This window comes from Streptosporangium sp. NPDC051022, from assembly GCF_040683035.1.
In the GTDB taxonomy this organism is placed as follows: Bacteria; Actinomycetota; Actinomycetes; order Streptosporangiales; family Streptosporangiaceae; genus Streptosporangium.
Genome location: NZ_JBFBCF010000014.1, coordinates 89,519 through 111,966 on the forward strand (window position 1 = coordinate 89,519; position 22,448 = coordinate 111,966).

The following is a 22,448-nucleotide window of genomic DNA, read 5'->3' on the forward strand; positions in this document are numbered from 1 at the left end:
AGGTCAATAGGATGCGATGGATGTCACCGAGAAAAGCGGCCGCCCTGCGTGACGGCGTCGACGGCCTGAGCCTGCGCGAGCACCTGATCGCCTCCGCCGAGCGTCTCATCGCCCGGCGGGGCACGGCCGGGCTCACCGTCCGTGACATCGCCCGTGAGGCCCGGGTCGCCGACGGCGTGCTGTACAACCACTTCGAGGGCAAGGAGGAGCTTCTCGCCCTCGCCCTGCACGCCCACGTCCGGACCGTCGAACGCGAGCTGGGCGAACTGCCCGCCAGACCGGGCGAGGGCACCGTCGCCGAGAACCTCCGGGCCTCCATCGCCTACGGCCTGGCCCTGCACGTCGCCTTCCTGCCCGCCTTCGCAGGCCTGCTCCCCCAGCCCGAGGTCCTCGCCCGCTTCGCCGCCCTGCCCAATCCCCTCGGGGGCGGCCGGGGACTGCCGAAGCTTCTCTCCGACTACCTGTACGCCGAACGGGACCTCGGCCGGCTGTCCCCCGACGCCGATCCCGAGGCCGCCGCCACGATGATCGTCGGCGTCTGCCACGAACTGGTCCTGCCCCGCCTGCTCCAGGGCGCGCCCCCGGACGCGATCGAGGCGTCACCCGGCCGCATCGACGCCCTGGTCGCCACCATCATGAACGGCATCGCCCCGGCCGCGACCGCTTGAGACCCGGCGCCACTCTTCCGGGAGCCCTGCCCGGTCTCCCGGAAAGCCGCCCGCCGCACAGGCGGTCAAGTGTTCCCGCCAGGAATACAAGCACCAGCCGATCTCTGTTTTCGATTCGTCTCTTCGAGAAGGGTTCGCCGATCTGAAATCGGCGGACCCAATCCGGCCATCCACACTTTCCGGACCATCCGTTTCCGGGCGTTCCACGTCAGCGTTTATTTACCGCGACCGCCGGACAACTACCGGAACGGTCTCCTTCACGGAACCCGCAGGCCGATTTACTGACTTTTCCGGTAATCGGTTTACGTACATCCTGGACGACGATCACTCTCATCGGACGACACTTCTTGACGTCTTTAAAAAACCCGAAAGATGGACCGTAAAGTCAGGAGAGAAATGACCGGAAAACACGCGGGAAAGGCAGGGCGGCAACGCCTGCGCATGGTCGCGGGAGTCCTCGCGCTCGTCCTGCCGGCCGCGCCGCTGTCAGCCCTACCGGCCGGGGCGAGCACGGTGAACTGCGGTGACGTGCTGACATCCAGCGTCGCGCTGACCGCCGATCTGGACTGTCCCGTCACCGGCCCGCAGACCGTGACGGTCAACGCGGCGAACATAACCATCGATCTCGCGGGCCACACCTTGACGGCCGACCTGGTGAACGACACCTTCCCAGGGGTGACCGTGAAGGACGGACGGCTTTCAAGTCTCAGCACCGACCACAACGCCACCGTCACACTCTCCAACGTACGGACCGCGTCCGTATCGATCAAAAACCTGGCGACGGTGATCGCCAACGGGACACCGGACACCTGCGAAATAGGTACCGTCCGCGTCAACGTGGGTCGCCTGACGGTGGACAACTGCACCCTGCACCGCGGCAACTTCTACCGGGCGCTGCCGATTGTGAGGTCGAGCGTGGTGAGCGACGGCTCACTGAGTTTCACCGACAGCAACGACGGCCTGTTCACGGAAAACATCTTCGACAACGCCCCCGTGTCGGTGGGATGGGAGTCGGTCGACTTCACCTTCCGCGACAACGTCTTCAAGAACGCCGACAAGGCCCTAAACATATACGGCATATCGAGGGGGCCGTGGTCCTCCGGCACGGTCGAGAACAACGAGTTCGTCGACAACTCCATCGGCCTGCACGCCGCCCCGTACTTCGACAGGCTGACCGTGCGGAACAACACCTTCACCCGCAACAGGACGGTCGGCCTGTACATCGACAACCAGACGACGCCCCGGCAGTCCTACCCGGTCTCCGACAACGTCTTCAACGACAACGGGCAGGCTCCCAGCGGAGCCACCGACCGGTGGCACAACCCCCTCCGAGGTGGCCTGCACGTGGCGAACAACAGCGGAGCGGACGGCCCGCCTTACTTTCCCCGGATCACCCTGACCCGCAACACCGGTTCCGGCAACGCGAACTACCTCATCTGGGCACCACGGGCACAGGTGATCGACGGAGGCGGAAACCAGGGCCCCTGCAAGCCGGGCGACACCCCCCTGACCTGCTTCTGAGCCCCCTCCTGCCGCCCCGAGATCCTCCTCTTCCCAAAGGCCCCCGTACAAACCGCCGGAGCCCACCCTCCGGCGGTGACCCCCGCGAGATCACAGCCCCGGCATCGACATCCTCAGCGCGGACGAGCCCGATATGGATCCCGTCAAGACCGGCTTGATCCGTCACGTCTCACCCGTTCCAGGGGCACCCGGCCCGTGGATGTGTCTTCATGACACGGGGACGGCCGTCAGGAGGCAAACCACGACTGTGAGGGCACGTTCAGCGACGATCTCACCTCGTCGGCGCGGCTCCAGAGCAGCTCGGGCGTCCACCGGGGCGGCGCGGCCCTCTCGACGAAATACGCCTCCCACGAGGAGGTGGTGTCCGGCAGGCGGCTGTCCAGCACCAGGCCGAGAGACTCCGGATCGGTGACGGCACACCAGAGAACGGCCGACGCCAGCCGATCGACCTCCGCACGGCCAAGACCGTCCAGATCGAACTCGAACACGTCGACCCCGGAGGACGATCTGACCGTCAGAACCGTGTCGACGTCCTCGTTCAGCCACAGCTTGACACTCAACGGACGGCTGCCTCCCAGGCCCTCACGGGCCACCTCCACCGTCGCCTCTGTCCGTCCCTCATCCGTCAGCAAGGTCACGGCTCCCGTGGAAGGATTCACAAGACGCACACCGAGCTCGTCGAGCTTTCCCATGAAACGCTCTGCCAAGCTCCCCCTCGAGGGGAGACGAAACTACAGAAGCTCCCCGCGCATCACAACCTCCTCCAACAAACACGACGACGTCCCGGCGCCTTTCGGTGACACCGATGACGTGCACGCCACGGAGCAGGCCGCAGCTTCAGCCTCGGTCGATGACCGCTCCCGTCAGGCCAGCATGCTCTTCCCCATCAAGCACGCCCTGTCGAGAAACTCCCGCTCTTCCGCGCTGCTCGCGGTCAGGGCCCCTCCAGACCGCTCAAGCATCACCGCCGAGGCAGAAAGAACTCCACCCATCAGGTCCCGGTAGACCACATGCGACGACACGAAGTACTCCTCGAACATTCGCCTCGTCAGGGACTCGAAGACTTCGACGTCGATTTCGCATATGTCACCGGAGACCTCGACCACACCGGTCGGAAGACCAAGGAGATCGGATGTCGAACGTCGTAAGGAGAGATAAACTTTGCCGACACGAAGCGCGGGGCTCCACACAGTCTCTTCCCCAGCGTCGAAGATGTAGCTCATCCTCGCTCCAACCGCATGTCCACTCCGGAGTGATTTCCAAGGTCACTGATGGCCTTCTCCGCCGCCCCGCGAAAGCTGTCACCGAACGATACGTCGAAGCCGAAGGGAGCGCTGGTATATGTCGCAAGCTCCGGCCGATATCCCAGATGAACGGCATCTTTCGGGCTGGGATCTCCCGAAAACCGACACGGAACCCCGCCAGGTCCAAGCGGAGACTCCGGCATTCCGGTCGTCCTTTCAGCACCACCGAAGGCGGAGAGTGTTGCGAAGACGTCACAGAATGTCAGTTCACGTCCCGAGCCGCCGCCCTTGAAAGGTGCAATGCCACCTCATCCAGTCTGCTGAGGCTACCTCTTATCATATTCGCTCCCCCGTGATCGAAGGGCGCCGCCCCTCCTCCAGAATCTCTCGGACGGCTCCGCGCAAGGCGACAACCAACTCTTCCAGGCTCACCACACTTCTCGCCTTCTTCACGGACTTCTCATCCACCTCGCTCAGCGCGATCACGGTGACGTCGCCGCCCCCGCCTCTTGAACACCTCTTCCGGCGGGAAAACCGCACTTTTCAGCTTCAATTGAAATGAATCACTAAAAAGAAATAAACCCAGATGGTTCTACCCTCTTGGCCAACCCACCGAAAGCGCCCCCATCTTGGCGACTCTCACATCAACAGCGAGGGCAAGCTCACCCCCTGAGCGTTTCTACGAGATGAATAAAACGCACCCTTCTTCACCACACATATAATAGTTAATCTTGCCCGAAATCTCCACCAAAAAGACTTCTTCGCTCTCTGATCAGAAAGCACACTCGCGCCAGGATTGCCGCCCACAACTTCAGTGCGAGAAAGGCCTATTAAGCCAGAAACTATCGCTCCACCAGTAGAGCACCGTTCTATCTTTAGGCCATGGAGACCAAGACTCAAAAGTCGGCTCGAACCGATCACGGTCTACCTCTATCGGCCTCCAGTTTCCACCTCTTTCTTCCCCCGGCTTGGGTTCACGCACGCATTCGCGGAAGCGCCTAGCGCTCGCCGCAAATTCATTGTAGTTAATCTGCGCCTGAACAAGAGAGGTCTGATTGGCCCCCTCACCATAGAATGGCCATCTTAACTGGAGAATATCGTCCTCCCAAAAACATATCGGGCAGATCATGTGCGAACCCGGCGGATCTTCGAATACTCGATATCCACAACAGGGACAAGGAAATTTATTCACAATCACAAGTGCACCCTCAAGGTCGAATGCCTGGCATTTTCTCGTACGCCTCCAATCCTCCATCAAGATGATAAAAGGTAACGATTCCCCTGTCGCTCTTCATGCCATACTCCCCCGTCTTCGGGTCAAAATAACGCCAAACATCATCTGCGGCATCATACTTTCTCAGAATCCCCTTACGGCCACCGTCACAATCACACATTAAATCTTTCGCAGCTTCAGAGTATTCAATCTCAGAATCATACCCCATCTCTCGGCCATGTTTTTCGTAATGATTAAATAGATTTCCCTTGCTTGTCCATTCATCGCAGTTGTGAACCAGAACGTCAACGGCGCCGGCAGCCACATGATAAGTATGAATATCACTGACCGTCAGGTTATAAACACGCTGATTTGACGTTCTCCATCTAGCGACGGCGGTTACCCGAACGCGTGCACCGGCACTCGTCTGCACCCATGTTCCAGGGTGGAGTTTAGCCGCATTCTCCCATCTATGGAGATTTGGAACCCAGAAAGGATGGTTATCCGTTGAGATAACAAGACCGTTTTCATGGCCATGATCGCCATCGGTGTCGACAGTGATCTGGACCAGATTCTTCTCCCCTTGGCCGACGATCAGCGCAACAACAGGCTCCGCCTCGGTTTCACCCGTCTCAGGGTCGGTAGCAATGACCTTGTCCCCGGCCTTGACCTGTTCGATGGGTTTATGAGAACCATCAGCCATCAGGACCAGCGTTCCGGAAACGAAGCTGTTGCCGCTGGCCTTACAGGCCGCTGCGGCTGTCTTCCCCGCTTTGGCGAGATCCTTCTCCGCCTTGGCCAGTGCCTTCTTGGCGGTGGTCAGGCGGCCTTTCGCCTCGAACCAGCCCTTCAGCGCCGCTATGGCCTTACTTCCGATCCTCCACAGCGCCTTGGCCTTCTCCGCGAGTTTGGCCCATTTCCACGGCGCGCCGTACTTGGTGGCGAGCTTGCCGACTATTCCGCCGATGGCCGAGCTCAGGAGGTTGATGGCGGTCTCGGTGCAGGCCCCCACGTTGCCGGTGGTGAAGCACTCAAGTCCCGCGGTGATGCCGAGCTCGTCAGCGATGATCTTGACGAGTTCCCTGCCCGCGGCCAGCAGCGCATTGACGAAGCGGTTGCTGTCGGCCTCGGCCCCCTCGACCTGGTTGGCCGCGGCCCTCTTGTTCGCCTCCAGGCACTTCTTGGACTTCTTGTTGACGGCGCAGGGGTCGGGGCCGTCACCGTCCGGGTTCAGGGGTGGGTTGAGGCCGGTGGGGTCGGACAGGCCGACGGGGTTGTTGAAGGCGTAGCTGTAGGGGTTGGCCCACTGGGGAGTTTCGAGGTTGAGCAGGGGGTCGGTGGAGATGAACCTGCCGATCGTGGGGTCGTAGTAGCGGGCCGACAGATACGTCAGGTCGGTGGAGGCGTCCTCGGTCTTGCCGAGGAAGCCCCGGTCGGTGAAGGGCAGGTCGTCAGCACCACGGCGCTGCCCGAAGGGCAGGTAGCGTTCCCGGCTGACCTGGCCGGTGGCGTCGTTGACGGCCAGTTGCTCGGAGCCGTGCAGGCCCGAGGCCAGCCAGGTGACGCCACCCCCTCCGATCCGCATGGCGACGGTGGCGCCGTCGACGGTCGCGTAGTAGCGGGTGCCCTTGACCTGCCCGCCGGACAGCTCCAGCTCCATGGATCCCAGGTAGAGCGTGGTCTTGCCGCCGGGATCGCGACGGATGAGGCGTTCGCCTTCGGCGTCGTAGACCATCGAGGTGTCCTGGCCGTCGATGGTCGCCTTCTCCAGCTGGCCCAGCTCGTTCCAGGTGAAGACACCCTGCTTGCCGGCGACGGTGCGGCCGGTCATCTGTCCGGCGTCGTCGTAGGTGTAGGTATCGCTGGTGCCGTTCGGGCGGTCGATGGCGGTGACCGCGTTCGGCCGGGCACCGGAGGCGGGGTAACGGTAGGTGGAGGTCTGTCCCGCGTCGGTCAGCGTGGTGAGGTTGCCGACCGCGTCGTAGGTGTAGGACTGCTTGTAGGGATCGATGCCCAGGTTGTCGGCGCCGGCCGTACCGCTTCCGCAGGCCGAGGCGGTGGTGGTCCAGGCGGCCGACAGGCGGTGCAGGCCGTCGTAGGTGAAGCATTCGGACTGGCCGGAGGTCTGACCCGGTACGGCGGAGGCCGCGTCGAGAACCCGGGTGATCTCGCCGGAGATGTCGTAGGTGTAGCGGTCGTCCTGGGCGAGCTGTGGTGTGGTGGTGTCGGCCTTGGCCGTGGTGGTGATCCGGTTGAGCCAGCCGGTCCGCTGGTCCCAGTCGAGGGCGCGTTTGACCTGCCCGTTGGCACCGTAGGAGCGCTCGGTCATCCGGCCGGTGGCCGACCAGGCGGTGTCCTTGACGTAGGTGAAGCCACCACCCAGGTCGGAGGTGAGCCCCTTGGCGTAGCCGAGGTCGGTGAAGGTGGAGGTCACCTTCTCCGCGGGGAGACCACCGGCGGCGGGCATGCCGGCCTCGGACAGGACGCCCATGGCGTTGTATCCGGCCGTGAAGGTGTAGTCCCCCGCCAGGGCGCCCTCGGAGGCCGGGACGGAGAGGGTGGAGCCGGTGGGACGGCCCAGCCGGTCGTAGCCGGTGACGGTGTCGGTGTAGGCGTTGCCGCCGGCGTAGCGGGTGGCGGAGGTGAGCTGCCCCTTGGACAGGGTGTCGTAGACCCAGCCGGTCAGCTTGGTTCCGGTGCCCGCCTCCCCGGCCCACTGGGCGGTCTGCCTGCCGAGGTCGTCGTAGGTGTAGGAGACCTTCTGGCCCTTGCCGTTCTTGGTCCAGGCCAGCAGGCCGGTACCGTCGTACTTCAGCTCGGTGTCGCCGGAGTCGGGATCGTGCGAGGCGATGCGGCGGTCGAGCAGGTCGTAGGTGAAGGTCCGTTCCTTGGCGGCGGCGTCGACGACCTTGGTCAGGCGGCCGTCGAGGTCGAAGGTGTAGCCGGTGTCGTGGTGGGTGGTGGCGTCCGCCCACTCCTCGACCTTGGTGACCTGGTCGGCGACGTCGATGTGGGCGACCGTCTTGCCACCGGTCGGCGGCTGCACCTCGGTACGGTCCCCGAAGTACTTCGTCACGGTGCGCCGCAGCTCGGCCGAGCCGCTGTAGGCGACCTGCGCCACGGCGCGGCCCAGCGTGTCGTAGGTCGGGACGCCCCACTGCGGCACGTCGGTGACGCGCGGGTTGAGCAGGGCGGAGCCGGGCGCGCCGGGACTGTGGAACTGTCCGGTGGACACCGTGGGAAGGCCGCGGCCGTCGTAGGTGGCGGCGGTCACGATCCGGCCGCCCGCGGGCGAGTCGGCCTGCCGCTCGCGGTCCCGGCCCCAGCCGTCGACGAAGGTGTAGTCGGTCAGCCAGGCGGCTGAGGAGCCGGTCCCCTCCCTGCGCCTGCTGATCGAGGTCCTGGCCGCCGAGGTGGGCTGGTGCACTCCACCGTCGTAGGGAATGGTGTAGGTGACCTTCGCCGCGGGCGTGCCGGTCTCGCTTCTGGGTTCCTCCGGCGTCCAGAGCTGGAGCGTACGGCCGAGCTGGTCGTAGTCGATGTTGACGTCGTTGCCGTCCGCGTCGCGGATCCCCACGACCTGGCCGTGCAGGTGGGAGGTCCATGAGGTGACCGCGTGCCCCAGCGGGTTGGTGACCTTCACACCGCCGGTGGGCCAGCCGACGGCCGGGGTGTAGACGGTGGTGGAGACCTTGTCCGCGGGATCGGTGACCGAGACGGGACGGCCGTAGCCGTCGTAGGTGCTCTTGGTCGTCAGGTAGTCGGTGGCGCTGCTGTAGGCGCGGCTCTCCGTCGGGTTGCCGACGGTCACCGTACCCGCGGTGGGTGAGGTGGCGCCGTCGTACATGACGACGGTCTTCTCCAGCAGGGCGCCCGCCGCGCAGTCGTCACCGGCGTGGCGCTCGCCGCCCACGGAGTAGTTGAGCATCCACCTGGCCGTGTTGCGGGCGTAGGTGGTGGAGGTGCAGGTGTTGTCGTCGGCCTTGCCGCGCTCACCGTAGTCGTTGATCTTGGTGGGCAGGCCGTCGGCGTTGTAGGTCGTCTTGCTCTCGGCGTAGCGGAAGCCGCTGGATGTCTTCTCCCGGGTGACCTGACGGACCTGGTTCACCCGCGAGGGGTCGTAGCTCTGCGGGCCGTCGCCGGTGACCACGTGCTCGTACTCGTAGCGGGTTCCGGACAGCTCCTCGTAGTTCCATCCGCCGTTCGGGGTGGGCAGGGTGTCGACGAGGGTCACGACAAGGCGAGGCTTGACGCCCGAGCTCTCCGAGGACGGGAACGTCATGACGTTGTTCTCGCGGGGGTTCAGCCACTCCTGGCTGGAGACCTGCACGCCGTAGTTGGACACCCCGTCGGCCCACTGCTGGGCGACGGAGGTCAGCGACCAGCTCATGGGGGCGTTCGGCCTGCACTCGCTGACCGCGTCGTTCCACAGGGTCGTGCCGGGACGGTTGGTCCACGTCATCTGTCCGGCGTGCCAGTTCTCCGTGACACGCGCCAGGTACGTCTTGGGATAGCCGGTGTTGCACCGGGTCTCGCCATTGCGCATCTCCAGGCGGGCGTCGAGCACCTGGCGTCCACGTAGCGCGGAGACGTCGAACTTGAGATAGGCCCGGTTGTAGTTGGTCACGTCCTTGCCGCCGACACTCATGAACTGGCCGCCGAGCGTCAAGGTGTCCTCGTCGGGCATGTCGAAGGGGTTCAACGCCGAGTCAAGGGTGGTGTCGTTCGTCGGGGCGAGCGTGAGCGTGACCTCGTTGCTGTCACCGGGACCCGGTGTGGAAACCGGCATGGGCGTGCAGGGACCGAGATGGCGCCACAGCGAGCTGCTGTCCGGCTCCTCGTAGCCCTCCCAGCTCTCCGGATCGGCGTCACGTACAGCCTCGTAGCCCTGCTCGTCCCAGACGACCCGGTCCCCCGCGGAATAGATCCGGCCGACCACCCACTCGGGGGCCGCGCAGGGCACACCACTGGGAGCGGGGGTGGGAGTGGCCGTCGGTGTGGCCGTCGGTGTGGCCGTGGGGGTCACGGTCGGGGTAACGGTCGGGGTGGGGCTCGCTGTCGTCGTGGGGGTGACCGTGGGAGTGGGCGTCACGGTCTGAGTGGGCGACGGTGTCACGGTCGAAGTCGGGGTGGGAGAGGCGGTGGGGGTGACCGTGGGCGTGGGGGTCACGGTCGGGGTGGGCGTCGGGGTGGAGGGGGTGGCGACGGTGACGGTCAGCGTGGGGGCCTGGCCGGACGCGGTCGAACGGGACGAGGCGAAGTAGCGCTCGTCGACGATCCCGCTCTCCGGATGCCCGGCCAGCTGAATGCCCTGGTTGGCCGTACCGCTCGCCCATGCCTGGACGATGTTCTTGACCGTCCAGGTCATCGAGCCCACCGTCGAGCAGGAGCCGGAACCGTCCGCCAGCACCGCGTTCTGGTCGGTGGTGCCCGGCTCGGTGCCGAAGGCGAGGGATCCCGGAGTCCAGGTGCCGGTGACGCGCCGGGCGCGGATGCCCTGTGACGCCGTGCTGCAGCCGTAGCCGTCGACCGCGTTGAGCGTCAGTTTGGCGTCCAGTACGGTCCGGCCCGCCAGCGCGGCGGCGTCGAACTTCAGGTACGTGCGGGAGAGAGCGACCTCTTCGCCGTCCATGAAGTCGTAGGTGCCCGCGGCCAGCCACTGGTCATCCCCGCCGCCGAACTCCCAGTTGTCCACCGAGGCGTCGGCCGTCAGGGGAAGCTGCAGGGTCTGCGTGCCGCCACCGGTCGAGGTGGGGGTCGGAGTCGCGGTGGACGTCGGAGTAGGGGTGGGGGTCGGGTTCGTTCCGCCCGTGTAGCTGATCGTCAGCTTGGGCGGTACGCCGCCGGAGCGGGTCGAGGAGTGGAAGTTCGCGATGTAGTCCGGCAGCGTCTTGGGAAGCTCGTCGTCCAGCAGGAGCAGCAGCCCATGGCCGGGGGCACCGCCGGCCCAGGCCTGGGCGATCGTGGTGACGTCCCAGGTCCAGGTGGCACCGGAGGTGCAGCTCTGGTTGAGGGCGTAGCCGGTCCATGTGCTGCCGGGCTGGTTGCTCCAGTCGGTACCGGGGTTGCTGGGATTGTTGACGTCGAGCGGTGTCCAGGGGCCGGTCACCCGCTTGACGGCGATCTGCGGCGTGCTCGCACAGGCGGAGGCGTAGTCGTTCTTGAGCTGCAGCGAGGCCGAGGAGACCGTGGCGCCGTTGAGGAAGGAGGTGTCGAATCCCAGGTAGGAGCGATAGAGACGCTTGACTCCCGTGCCGGTGGACATGACGAGTCGGCCGGTCTTCAGGGTTGCCGCGGTGGAGTAGACGGCGTTGTCGTCGTCGATCGAGGTCTCGGCGGTCACGCCGCGGGTGGTCGTCGGATCGACCGTGACCGGGTAGACCGTCGCGGGATCGGCCAGGAACGCGGGGTCGGGTTTGATGACCAGCGTGTCGCCGGCGATCTCGGTGGAGATCTTGCCCAGCCGCCCCGGTGTCGTCTGCTCCGCGGCGAGGTCGGGCTGCGCCGTTCCCTCCCTGGCCGCCGCGTCAGGGTTCGCGGGCTTGGCCGGGTCGGGCTTGGCGACGGGCTGCGGCTGGGAGTCCCACATGGCCGGTGCGGGTGCGGTGGCGGCGACCCTGCCGTGCCCGTCGGTGAGCCGCAGGCCACCGGAGGCGTCCTTGGTCAGCTTGAGACCCTTTGTCTCGACCGCGACGCGGTACTCCACCGGCCCTGACGGGCGTTCGCGCAAGACCACGTCGTAACGGAACCCGGTGGGCAGTGCGGTCACCACCAGGTCGGCTCCGGTTCCCGCCGCGTCGGCGAAGGTGGCGACGTTGCCGGACACCGTCGGTCTGGGCAGGGAGGTCGGCCAGCGCAGCCCGAGGGAGCCTCCGATGCGGTGGGTCATCGTGACGAAGGCGCCCTGCCCGCCCGTCGAGATCCCCACGTCGGCCGCTGCCGCCTTGGGGCGTAGCACGCCGTCCTGCTCGACCAGGGTGGTGTCGACGGGAACCCACGTGTTGTCGCGCCTCACGCGTACGGGACCGGGTGACAGCTCGGCGGTGAAGGTGAGGCCGTCGGGCTGGGCGTAGGTGATCGCCTTCTCCGTGGTGAGCGCGCTCACCTCGACGGGGGTGCCCGTACGGCGCGCCTCCGCGAGAGCGGTCTGGCTGTCCCGGATGGGGGGATCCGGTGCGGATGTCGGTGAAGCAACCGGGGCCTGTGAAGGAGCGGGTTGCTCAGGCGGCGCCGGCGGGGTGGTGGGTTGGACGAGGGCCGTCGGCCGGGCGACGGCACCGGTCACGGCGTGAACCGCCGAGGTGGCGGGCTTGGAGAGCGCCACCGGTTGAACCGCCCGGGTGACGGGCCCGGTGAGCACCGCGGTGGAGGAACCCGATCTCGTCGCGGGCGGCTGGGCGGCCGCGCTCACCAGGGTCGCGGCCTTGATCAGCCGTTCGGACGGCGCGACCGTCGCCGCCTTGACCGTACGGCGCGGCGCGAGCGAGGTGGAGCCGCCGGAGCCGCCCTGGGTGGCGGTGCGGCGCCAGGTGCGCTCCTCGAGCACCTGCCCGGCCAGCCACCGGGAGTCCTGGTAGACGTTGCCCTCGAAGTCGGTGACCGTCCTGGGGCTGACGTCCTCGTGCATGCCGCGGAAGAAGGTGGTCGACTTGACCGAGTATCCCTCAGGGTCGGTTCCCGACCCCTTGACGGTCCGTACGGTCCCGTACCCCCGGTAGTCGTTCCAGGTGATCTCGTCCAGGTCGTCGGTGAGGTAGTTGCGTTCGAGGTCCCAGGCGGGCTTGCCCTGGTACTCGTAGGAAGTGATCACCGCGGGTGAGTTCGCGACCGTGTCGCGTTCGGCCACGCGTGTGACCATGAACTTCGGATGCACGGCCATCATCGGCCTGCGTGCCAGCTCACCGTACGGGCCGCCGGTGCGCGCCCACCCCCAGTACTGGAACTGCGGGAAGCAGTCGAACCCGGCGTCCTGCCACGTGCGGGTGCGCAGGCCGCTCGTCGGACAGGGATTGGGCTGGCCGTATGTCACCTCCACCTGGCCGCCCAGGCCGTTGTGCACTCGCACGAGGCGGGGCGGAGCGACCAGGAAGGACCGTTCGACGGCGTCGGGGGCATTGGCCGGCAGGCTCCCGCTGTAGAACTCGGTGCGGTACGCGAACGGCTTGGCCGCGTCGAACTCGACCGGAGGCAGCCGGATCTCCCCCGGACCCGCCAGACCGACGGGGCGGATGTAGTCCAGCCACATCGCCGGATCGTTCGTGCCCGAGACGCTCCAGTCCCCCTTGGTCAGGTACAGCTGGCGCAGTTGCAGCTTCGAGACGTCCTCCCAGGCTGCCTGGGCGTTGGGCCTGGCGTAGGTGACGATCGAGTCCAGCCTCTTGGACAGGAAGAACACCGGTGATCCCGGCAGGCACGCGTTGCTGCCCGTGGAGCAGTCGAGGTCCGCGGGAACGTCCCAGTAGGTCGTGCAGACCATGTCGTAGCATTCGCTCTTCCACGACCCGGCCGAGGTGGAGGTCGGCGTCGGGCTGGGCGGGGCCTCGGCGCACGGGTCGGCGACCGGGTTGGCCAGCGGGTCGTCGACCGCCATGCCCTCGGCGCAGCGCCGTACCGAGTTGAACACCGTCTTGGCGGTCGCGACGCTGCCGGAGACGTTGACACTGGCGCCCCACTGAACCTGGTTCAGGTAGCCGCCCCGGTCGTACTCGACCGCGACGTTGCACGGCACGTAGGCGCCGCCACTCCAGCAGGTCTTGTACTCCTTGACGTACTGGTTGGTCTCACGGGTCCAGGAGTAGTCGGTGACGTTGCCCCTGGCGTCCGTCACCCGGTCGAGGTTCCAGCGCCACACACCCGTGCAGGACGGCACGGGCTCGGGCTCGGCGGGCACATAGCCCGCAGGCGGGTCGAGCGGCCACCCGCCGGACGGGGGTGTGGGATACGAGTTGTGGCAGGGCTCCCCGGGATCGTCGCCGATGAAGGGGATCTGCCAGCGCGAGTCCCGCTGCGAGCCGAAGGTGTGCACCTGACCGTCCTGGGTGGTGATCTCCCAGGACGAGCCGGTACCGCCCGCGCCGTCGTCGCCGATCAGCCGGATCCGCCAGCCGAAGTCGGTCTCGGTTCGCCATTCGCCGCTCGAGCGGTCTTTGACCAGCCGGGAGGACTTGCCGTCCAGTGACAGTACGAGCTCGGAGCTGCTCGCGTCGGAGGTCGCGCTGTCGCGGTCGTTCTCGTCGGGCGACTCCCAGCACTGGTGGCCGCTGTCCTTCTGGTACGGATGTTTGGAGGCCTTGGGCAGCACGTCGGTCGAGCAGGGGCGATAGCGGCGCTCGACGAATCCGGTCCCCGCGACGTCCCAGCCGAGGCCCACCCAGCCGGACTGGGAGTTGGAGATCTGTGTCATCCCGTCGACCGTGGACGAGTCGTAGGCCAGGGACAGTCCGGGTCCGCCGCCCGAGACGGACGGCGGCTCGGGCAGCGGGTAGGAGTAGCTGAACGATCCCGACGACAGTCCCGTCTGCCAGGTCCCCGTGGGTTTGAGGTCGGTGGCCTCGAAGTTGCCCGCCGTACCGGAGGCGGCCGAGACTCCCGACGACATCAGCAGGTACACCGACCCGTTCTGAGCCGTGCCCGCGGTGCCGGACGGTGCGGAGGCGTCGACCTGTGCGACGACCTTCCCGTTCTCGGCATCGTTGACGAACGGCACCTCCCGGGGACGCAGCGAGCACTCCTGCCCCGCGGGAAGCCGCCCTCCCACCGCGCACGCCGGAAGCCGTACGGCCCGCAACCGGGAGCCGAAACCCGCGCCCTGGATGTCACGGAATCCCGAGTAGTCGAAGGTCATCCACACCGGCCCCGGCTTCGGACCGCCGTCGGTCCGGGTGACCGTCGCGGCGATGCCCACGCCGCCCAGCCGTCTGGCGATGTCGGGTCCCAGCGCGTCGACCCGCACCTTGGAAACCGGAGGCACCGGGTCGGCGGACGGTGCCGGATTGGATGTCGGTCCCTCCTTCGACGCCTTTGACTTCTTTTCCGGATCGGCGTCTCCAGGGGTGCGCGGTTTGGCGGATCCGGTGAATATAACGCCCTTACCATCGGGGTAAAGGTTGACCGGAGCGACCGATATCGAGAGGCCGTTCGCCGTGACCGGCCGAGTGCTGGAGAGCGTAATCTCCGCTTTTCCGGGATTCGGCCACACCGGGGCGGAAATCGCGGGCGTGTTCAGCTTGTCCTCGGGGCCGTCGACATGGGCCACCGGTCGAATCCGACGCCCGTCGACCGACTTTTCGGCCGCGGAACCGCCTGGTCGAGCGACGGGATCGGTGAACTCCGTCAGCACGATCGCTCCGGAGGCCGTCATGACGACGGCCAACCCCGCGATCAACCATGTCCGCGCACGCGAAAAAGCCATCTACAGATCCCCCGAGAGAATGCGAAACGCGCGGCGCGGAGGTGCCGCATCCGCCATAAAGAAGAAATAAATCAAACCTGACAGATCATCCTCACCGGACCACGACAAATCAAGATCACTTTTGTCACACCGTCGGCACGGACGGTAGCCGGATCGGGAAATCTCAACTTCTCTTTGAGAAGTCGCTGATCACCCACTCGTCCGGGAGCATCACCCCGGAAAAGCATGGGAGAAAATGCGGCCCTGTCGTCATGGTGACGTTTCCGGGTAACTCTCCGTTTTCGGCCGCGCCTTGTCCGGTTCGTGCACCCCGCCCGGCCGGGGACGGCTCGGCGAGCCACGGGGGCGGAGCGGCGCGTTCACGTGGGTAACGGCGGCAGGGCGGTACGGCTGTCGTGGGAGAGGTGGTCGTGAGCGAGGTAGGGGTCAGCGGAAGATGGCTATGGGTTGGATGCCCAGGCTGAGGGTTTCGGGGTTCCAGCCGTCTACCTTGCCGAGGCAGCGGGCGTGGAACGACCGGTCGAAGCTGGACTTCCCGCGCAGGTCGTCGGTGACGCAGGTGATCCGGACGTGCGGTCCGCTCTGGCCCGGCTCGGTCTTTCCGTAGGAGACCAGGAAGACGGTTCCCTCCGGCGTCTCGTCGATCTTCTGGAAGCGGCCCTTCACCCAGAGGAAGTCGTCGAGGTCGCTCAGGCGGACGGCGCGGGAGTGCTCGCCGTCCTCCGTGCGGGCAAGTGCCTTGGTCACCGCGAGGTTCGGGGTGATGTGACCGCTCTGGAGGTCCGCGTAGACGATCCTGTCGTGTTTCTCCAGAACGTCCATGATGGTGCGGATCACCGTGATCGGCGAGGCCTCCTCGATGTAGGAGCGGTAGAACTCGTCGCTGACGCCCCGGCCGCCCTTCGCCTTCGAGCCGGGGAGCACCGTGCTGAGACTCCAGTCTCCGCTGTTCGTGACCTTTCTCTCCACGTCCTGCCTGAGGGCCGCGCCGAAGCTGCTGATCTGGTACAGGTCCATCACGGACTGCTCGTGCAGGTAGATGCACACGCCGACGACCCCGTGCCCGCCGGTGGAGTATCGGCGGCGCTCACGCCGGTAGGCGACGATCAGATGGCCGGCCGCGCCGAGGAACCCGGCGAGGGTCACTCCCCAGACGAGCATCCACGGCCACCAGACGCTCCACCAGAAGCTGTCAACGACACCCACGGATCTCCTTGAACGCATCCAGAAGGGACGAGCGGGATGTGGCGTCGACCGCGCGCCCGCCGGTGGCCGTCGCGACGCGGCTCAGCTCGGAGAGGGAGGCGTCGCCGAAGCGGATGGCGTAGGCGTGCACGGAGGAGGGGCGCCTCCGCCGCAGGAACGCTCCGGCGTCGACGCCCGCGTTGTTCTCCCCGTCGGTCATCAGCACGATGGAGACCCGGCGACGCGGGTCGTCTGTGACCAGTTCCGCCGCCCTGCGGTAGGCGTGGTCGAGGGCGGACCAGATCGCGGTGCTGTTGTCGAAGCCACCGCCGGCGACGAAGGCGTGCAGGTCGTTCATGCTCCCGTCCTGGCCGACGGTGAAACTCCGCTCCCCGAGGACGTGGCCGCCGAACCGGATGACGGTGGCCACCTCGCCCCGGTGGAAACGGACGAACTTCCCGGTCGATGAGTCGTCCGCGCCGCCGAGCCCGGCGAAGGCGGCTCTCAGGGCGGCTATCCGGGGCCCTTTCATCGAGGTGGAGAAGTCGAGGACGAACAACACGTGGTCCGGCGTCCCGTCCCCCGGGGCGTCGTAGTTGTCCAGGAGCTTGTCGACGACCTTCTTCTGGTCCGGGAAGTACAGCGCGTTGCCCACCGGGGTGTTCAGCCGCGGATCACGGGGCACCTCGGGGTCAAGGGGACGGCGCAGGGTCCGCTCCATGATCCTGCGCTGGACCGGCGCGCTCTTCAGCCAGCTCACGACCTTGTCGTAGGCATCGCGTTTGTCCGGGTTGAGCAGCAGTATGGGGTAGTCCGACATCACGATGCCGTCCTGCGGATAGACGATCTCCAGCGGTTCCCTCAGCCGTCCGCTCGCGTTGAGGGACAGCAGCGCCGATTCGTGGCCGATCAGCCCGTCGGCGCCGTCCTGGGCCGCGACGAACTTCTCGACCAGCTCGCCGGAGGTCGGGGCGGTCAGCGTCTGGCCGGAGAAGAAGCCCCGGAGCCGGTCGCAGGAGACGTCCTGGAGACGCAGAACGCCGCCCGTGCCCGCGGCGGCGGTCGCCACCCCGACCAGGGCGGCGAGTCCCTCGCCGTCCGTCCTGGGGTCGGCCATGCCGAAACGGACCAGTCCCCGTGCCGCGCCGTCGGCGATGTCCGCCCACGAGAGACGGGAGGTGCCGGCGGCCCTGCGCAGCCGTTCGGCCGTGGCCCTTCTCAGGCCGATGACCACCGGCGAGAACATGGTCTCGGTGCTGAGCGGCTGCTCGCCCTCGAAGCCGGACGCCTTCAGCTTCAGCCGGAGATAGCGGTCGGAGGACAGCCAGGCCACATCGTGCCGGTAGTACCCCGGGTTCAGGGCGTCGTTGGCCTGTACGGTGCCCCGGTAGTCCATCTCCAGCTCGACGCCCGTCTCCCGGCGCAGATCTCCCAGCAGGGGCCGTATGTCGGCCAGGTCGGAGCTCGCCAGCACGCTCAACCTCGTCGGGGTGGGCTCACCGGCGCTGCAGGCGGCGGTCGTGCCGAGCAGCAGCCCGCAGACGACGGCGGCCAGTCGCCGCGGGAGCCGATGCCCCGCCGTCTTCGGCACCCGCCGACGACCTGTCGCCTCCGGCGCCCGCGTCACTTCTCGCACCCACCGATGATCTTGATCATCCTTTCCAGGTCCTCCACCCGCGGCAGGAGGGTTCTGGTGTTGTCCGCCCCCGTGGCCGGGACGGGAAGGTGTCGCGTGGTGAGCAGCTTCGCCAGTTCCTCGCCGGGTGGCGCGCCCGGGCTGTCCAGCAGGCGGTAGCCGAGTTCCGCCTCCCGCCTGCGCATCTCGGGGTCCCGCGTGATCAGCTCGCCGAGCCGGTCGCCCTTGTCGTTGAGTGAGATCAGCTCCGGCTGTGTCACGAAATGGGGCGACGGATAGAGCAGGACCCGCTCCAGATCCGGTCTGCCCAGCCGGGCCTGCCGGTCGAGCTGGTAGGTGAGGTACTGGTGCTCGTACACGACGGCGAGGGGGGTTATCCCCATCCCCTCGGGCGCGATGTAAGGGGTGAAGATCTCCTTGGGGGCCGTCAGTCCCAGATTCGTCAGAAGGGGTTTGATCTTTTTCGCCAGCGCCTCCGCCTCCTGACCGTTCTCCACCGCGTTCTCCCCGTTCTCGACGAAGGCGACCAGCCCCATGTACGTTCCGGCCGAATTGGTCTCGCACATGTTCGAGATATGCGTGAGGACGTTGTTCCCGTTCGGGGCGCCGTGTTTCTTTATGCCGACGTCGTCCCAGCTCCTCCGCTCCCGGACCAGGGCGAGGAATTTCTTCATGTCGATGTTGTAGTAGAGCTGGTCACCGGTTTTCCGCTGGGGCTTGACGATCCCGTTGTCGAACAGGGTCAGGGCGTACTGGCGGAAGGTCGCGATGACGATGGGGCTGACGAACGGGTGGTACACCGTGGCGTAGAGGTTCGCCGCCCGCCGTCTCGCCATGATGAGCTCCGCCGCGGGCTGTCCGGAGGGGAAGACGAAGTCGTACTGGTTGATTTCGTTCACGGCTATCTCGCGGGAGGACGACACGGTGCTGTGCACGCGAAGGTGGTGCCGCATGAGGATCCTCTGGATCTCTTCGTCCCTGAAGAGGTCTCCCTTCGAGCCGAAGTCCCCTTCGAGGGTGACGATGGGGCGGAACGGCAGCAGGAGATTGTCCCCGCGGATCAATGCGGCCAGCCCGAAAACCGGCACCAGGAGCAGCGGAATGAAGTAACGAAGAAAACGCCCCCTGAGGAGGGAGGACATGGGACCGGCAAGAACGGTCAGTTGCGGCTCTTCGACCGCAGGGCTCTCGATGGTCAAGGATTCTCCCGGCAGGCAGTTCCACAACCCGAGCGAGGGTTGCTCAGGGTACCAGCCTTACGCGCCGACGAATAGTGCTTTATCGGTACTGCGAGCGTAATAGAAGTAGAACTATCCACACAGTTGCCATGAAGCACGACCCGGCTCCGGACCAGACTTCCAACTTCCATTAATAACGGCTTTTTTCGTGTTTCATCGGAGTAAATGCTGATGAGGGGAACCGTGTTACCCCACCGGACGGACCGCGGGTCCGTCACGAGACGGAAAGAATTGGCTTTCTCGTTAACGGGGACTTTCGCCGAGCTTTACGGCATCGGAACGGAAGGGGTTCGCCTCGTCCGGCGGCGACGGGACGGTGAACGCGCGGCCGGCCGAGTTATCCGCCAGGCGGACGGCGGGTCCGTCGTGGGAGGGACGACCGGCCGGGGGTCGGCGGCCTACCGTCCTCGCAGTACCTCCGCACAGTAAGACACAACTAGGAAATCTCATGTTCAAGGAATCAGCGGACTTCAGGCGTATCGCCTCCGGCACATTGCTGATCGTCGCTCCCCTCCTCCAGGCCGTCGCCGTCATCCTCGACCCGGGCACCTGGGGCGACGACCGGGAGGCCGTCAGCTACGGCGACAACCCCGCGCTGGCCCAGATCCAGTCGGCCATGTACCACTGGGCCTACCTGCTCATGGCCCTGGCGGCCATCGGCCTGCTGCACGTGATGCGCCGCCGCGCCGTGGTCTTCGGGCACATCGTCGGCCCGCTCACCGCGCTCGGCTACATCAACCTGTCGGGCATGCTCATGACCGACCCCGTGGAGTGGTGGCTGGGGCAGCGCAACACCCCCGAGCAGGCCGCCAAGATCCTCGACGAGATGCTGAACCTGCCCGGCGTCGTCTTCGGCTTCCAGATGCCCTGGCTCTTCTTCGCCATCTTCGGGCTGCCGATCCTGCTGGTCGGCGTCTGGCGGGCCGGTTTCGCGCACTGGTGGGTGCCGCTCGTCGTGGCGATCGGTTACGCGACGTCCCTGGCGATCCCGTACGGCCCGATCACGGTCGTGCTGTGGGCCTGCCCCGCGATCGCGCTGGGCTCGCTCGGCGTCAAGATGCTGCGGATGAGCCGCGAGGAGTGGGTGTCCTACTATCCGGCGGCCGCCGGCCTGAACGCTCCCGGTTCGTACGCGAACACCACGGCATGAGTCCCGCTCCGGCCCCGGGAGGGTTCCTCCCGGGGAGGACCCGTTACCCCGCGAGGGGGATGGCGGGTCCTCCCCGGGGTGGACGTCCCGGGGGGAGACGGAAGCCTACGATCTACCGCACGGCCGCTCCCGCGAGGGCCCCCTACCCGACCGACGCCCCCGGCCGTACCACGCCCGACTCGTACGCGAAGACCACCGCCTGAGCCCGATCACGCAGATGAAGCTTCATGAGTACCCGAGCCACATGGGTCTTGACCGTTGCCTCGCCGACGAACAGCTCGCCGGCGATCTCGGCGTTGGTCAGGCCACGGGCCAGGAAACGCAGCACCTCCAGCTCACGCGGGGTGAGCTCGGCCAGCTGCGGCGGAGGCGCGGGCTCGTGGCGGCCGGCGAAGGAGGCGATGACGCGGGTGGTGACGGCCGGGTCGAGCAGGGCGTCGCCGCCGACGACCACGCGGATGGCCTCGACGAGCTGCTCGGGCGGCGAGACCTTGAGCAGGAACCCGCTGGTCCCGGCGCGGAGCGCGGCGTAGAGGTTCTCGTCGGTGTCGAAGGTGGTCAGCATGACGACCTTCGGCGGGTCGGGCCAGTCGAGAAGCTGCCTGGCCGCGGTGAGGCCGTCCATGCGCGGCATGGAGATGTCCATCAGCACGATGTCGGGCCGCGTACGGCGGGCCACCGCGACGGCCTCGACGCCGTCGGGGGCCTCCCCCACGACCTCCATGCCGGGCTCGCTCTCCACGACGAGCTTCAGCCCGGCGCGGACCATCGCCTGGTCGTCGGCGATCACGATGCGAATGCTCATCTCTCCCCCTCCTCCGGCCGCTCGCCGGTCTCACAGATCTGCCAGGTCGTCAGCTCATTTGATCCGCTCATCGGCGAACACCTCCTGGTGGGAGATCGGCAGGGACGCGTGGACGCGGAAACCGCCCTCGGGGCGAGGACCCGCCTCGAACCCGCCGCCGAAGAGCGCGGCGCGCTCACGCATGCCGACGAGGCCGTTGCCCGTCGACAGCTCGGACGGGGCGCCGCCGCCGCCGTCCAGAACCTCCAGCTCCACGCGGTCGGCGTGGTAGGTGATCGTGATCCGGATGTCGGACTCGCTCGCGTGCTTGACCGCGTTGGTGAGGGCCTCCTGCGCGATGCGGTAGGCCGACAGGTCCAGGCCGGGCGGGAGCCGTACCGGCTCGCCGACGACGTCGAGGGTGATCCGCAGCCCGGAGGAGACGAGCGTGCTCACCGTTCCGGGCAGCAGGTCGAGGCCCGGCTGCGGGATGGCCTCGTCGAGCGGCATGCGCAGCGCGCCGAGCATGACGCGCAGTTCGTCGACCGCCTCGCGGCCCATCCGCTCGATGCCGAGCAGCATCTCCTCGTTCCCCCCGCCCACACGGCGGAGCACCCCGGCCTGCATGACCATCATGCTGACGCTGTGCGCGACCACGTCGTGCAGCTCGCGGGCGATGCGGGTCCGTTCCTGTGCGACCGCCTCGGCGGCCTGGCGTTCCCTGTCGCGTTCCAGCTGCATGGCGTGGGCGGCCAGCCGGTGGGCCCGGACCGCGTAGGCGTGCACGGCGAGGCCGGTGAGGTAGGCGGCGCCGAAGACGACGGTGAGGAAGATGACCTCGTCGAAGGGGAGCCAGCGGTGGTCGACGGCGCCCGAGTCGAAGACCAGGACGCCGGTCACGGCCCACGCGAGGCCCGGTTTGAGGGGCAGTTCGGCGCCGACCGTGTGGAAGACGATGAGCAGGGACGCGAGCTGCCAGGTCTGGCAGGTCTCGTAACCCTGCCGGTGCCACATGTACTGGGCGAGGATCATCAGGATGAAGACCGCGACCGGCGCCTTGCGCCGGAACCACACCAGCACACCGGTGACGAGCGCCTGACCGACCCACCACAGCTCGGGGGTCTCGGTCGCGCCGTAGTCGGTGGCGACGGTGAAGGCCTCCAGCGTGCCGAGGCCGATGACCGCGAGGCCGATCACGAGGTCGGCCTTCGGCACCGTGCGCGGGTGCCGGACGAGCGAGGCCGGGCGGAGGTAGCGGAGGGCCGACGCCGCGCGGGGACGCCGGGTGGAGGGCACGGTGCGAGGATGCCGGGCGAGGGGAGAGGGAACCGCCATGCGGGGAGACTAAACCCTCGTGTCCTTTATTCATACGGGACAAAACACCCAGACAAGTGGCTT

General features: G+C 66.9%; 12 protein-coding genes. 3 read left to right on the forward strand and 9 right to left on the reverse strand.

Going from position 1 to position 22,448, the window contains the following annotated elements; all coding sequences use genetic code 11:
• Nucleotides 1-20 precede the first annotated feature (20 nt).
• On the forward strand, nt 21-668 hold the full coding sequence (locus tag AB0N02_RS23020; RefSeq protein WP_363949948.1) for a helix-turn-helix domain-containing protein: 648 nt from the start codon (nt 21-23) through the stop codon (nt 666-668).
• Between the two features lie 396 nt (nt 669-1,064).
• Nucleotides 1,065-2,189 (forward strand): right-handed parallel beta-helix repeat-containing protein, encoded by a 1,125-nt coding sequence (locus tag AB0N02_RS23025; protein WP_363949951.1) that lies wholly within the window; start codon nt 1,065-1,067, stop codon nt 2,187-2,189.
• Between the two features lie 227 nt (nt 2,190-2,416).
• On the opposite strand, the gene AB0N02_RS23030 is transcribed toward AB0N02_RS23025, so the two are convergent.
• The 7 genes from AB0N02_RS23030 to AB0N02_RS23060 form a co-directional block, all read right to left on the reverse strand.
• Complete coding sequence (locus AB0N02_RS23030) at nt 2,417-2,749, reverse strand: hypothetical protein (protein ID WP_363949954.1); 333 nt, start codon at nt 2,747-2,749, stop codon at nt 2,417-2,419.
• Nucleotides 2,750-3,052: 303 nt separating this feature from the next.
• A complete protein-coding gene (locus tag AB0N02_RS23035; RefSeq protein WP_363949957.1) occupies nt 3,053-3,412 on the reverse strand; it encodes a DUF6086 family protein in 360 nt (119 codons plus the stop codon).
• An 832-nt stretch (nt 3,413-4,244) separates the two neighbouring features.
• The gene (locus AB0N02_RS23040; RefSeq protein WP_363949960.1) at nt 4,245-4,688 is read right to left on the reverse strand and encodes a CPCC family cysteine-rich protein; all 444 of its coding nucleotides are present in this window, start codon (nt 4,686-4,688) and stop codon (nt 4,245-4,247) included.
• On the reverse strand, nt 4,642-14,598 hold the full coding sequence (locus AB0N02_RS23045; RefSeq protein WP_363949963.1) for a DNRLRE domain-containing protein: 9,957 nt from the start codon (nt 14,596-14,598) through the stop codon (nt 4,642-4,644). Before AB0N02_RS23045 ends, AB0N02_RS23040 begins: the two co-directional genes overlap by 47 nt.
• Before the next feature lie 885 nt (nt 14,599-15,483).
• Complete coding sequence (locus AB0N02_RS23050) at nt 15,484-16,263, reverse strand: hypothetical protein (protein WP_363949966.1); 780 nt, start codon at nt 16,261-16,263, stop codon at nt 15,484-15,486.
• Entirely contained in the window at nt 16,250-17,878 is a 1,629-nt protein-coding gene (locus tag AB0N02_RS23055) for a VWA domain-containing protein (RefSeq protein ID WP_363949969.1), read from the reverse strand. Before AB0N02_RS23055 ends, AB0N02_RS23050 begins: the two co-directional genes overlap by 14 nt.
• The gene (locus tag AB0N02_RS23060; RefSeq protein WP_363949972.1) at nt 17,866-19,077 is read right to left on the reverse strand and encodes a hypothetical protein; all 1,212 of its coding nucleotides are present in this window, start codon (nt 19,075-19,077) and stop codon (nt 17,866-17,868) included. The genes AB0N02_RS23055 and AB0N02_RS23060 overlap by 13 nt, the downstream gene beginning before the upstream one ends.
• A 487-nt stretch (nt 19,078-19,564) precedes the next feature.
• Here AB0N02_RS23060 and AB0N02_RS23065 point away from each other — a divergent pair, with 487 nt between their 5' ends.
• A complete protein-coding gene (locus tag AB0N02_RS23065; RefSeq protein ID WP_363949975.1) occupies nt 19,565-20,266 on the forward strand; it encodes a hypothetical protein in 702 nt (233 codons plus the stop codon).
• Between the two features lie 142 nt (nt 20,267-20,408).
• Here the strand turns inward: AB0N02_RS23065 and AB0N02_RS23070 are convergent, their stop codons facing one another.
• Nucleotides 20,409-21,071 (reverse strand): response regulator transcription factor, encoded by a 663-nt coding sequence (locus AB0N02_RS23070; protein WP_363949977.1) that lies wholly within the window; start codon nt 21,069-21,071, stop codon nt 20,409-20,411.
• Nucleotides 21,072-21,125: 54 nt separating this feature from the next.
• The gene (locus AB0N02_RS23075; protein WP_363949980.1) at nt 21,126-22,385 is read right to left on the reverse strand and encodes a sensor histidine kinase; all 1,260 of its coding nucleotides are present in this window, start codon (nt 22,383-22,385) and stop codon (nt 21,126-21,128) included.
• Nucleotides 22,386-22,448: the final 63 nt, after the last annotated feature.

Excerpts from the sequence above, each read along its gene's own strand:
- AB0N02_RS23025 (WP_363949951.1), top strand. The coding sequence starts at position 1,065 with ATGACCGGAAAACACGCGGGAAAGGCAGGGCGGCAACGCCTGCGCATG.
- AB0N02_RS23075 (WP_363949980.1), bottom strand. The coding sequence starts at position 22,385 with ATGGCGGTTCCCTCTCCCCTCGCCCGGCATCCTCGCACCGTGCCCTCC.
- AB0N02_RS23035 (WP_363949957.1), bottom strand. The coding sequence starts at position 3,412 with ATGAGCTACATCTTCGACGCTGGGGAAGAGACTGTGTGGAGCCCCGCG.
- AB0N02_RS23040 (WP_363949960.1), bottom strand. The coding sequence starts at position 4,688 with ATGGAGGATTGGAGGCGTACGAGAAAATGCCAGGCATTCGACCTTGAG.
- AB0N02_RS23020 (WP_363949948.1), top strand. The coding sequence starts at position 21 with ATGTCACCGAGAAAAGCGGCCGCCCTGCGTGACGGCGTCGACGGCCTG.
- AB0N02_RS23070 (WP_363949977.1), bottom strand. The coding sequence starts at position 21,071 with ATGAGCATTCGCATCGTGATCGCCGACGACCAGGCGATGGTCCGCGCC.
- AB0N02_RS23065 (WP_363949975.1), top strand. The coding sequence starts at position 19,565 with ATGTTCAAGGAATCAGCGGACTTCAGGCGTATCGCCTCCGGCACATTG.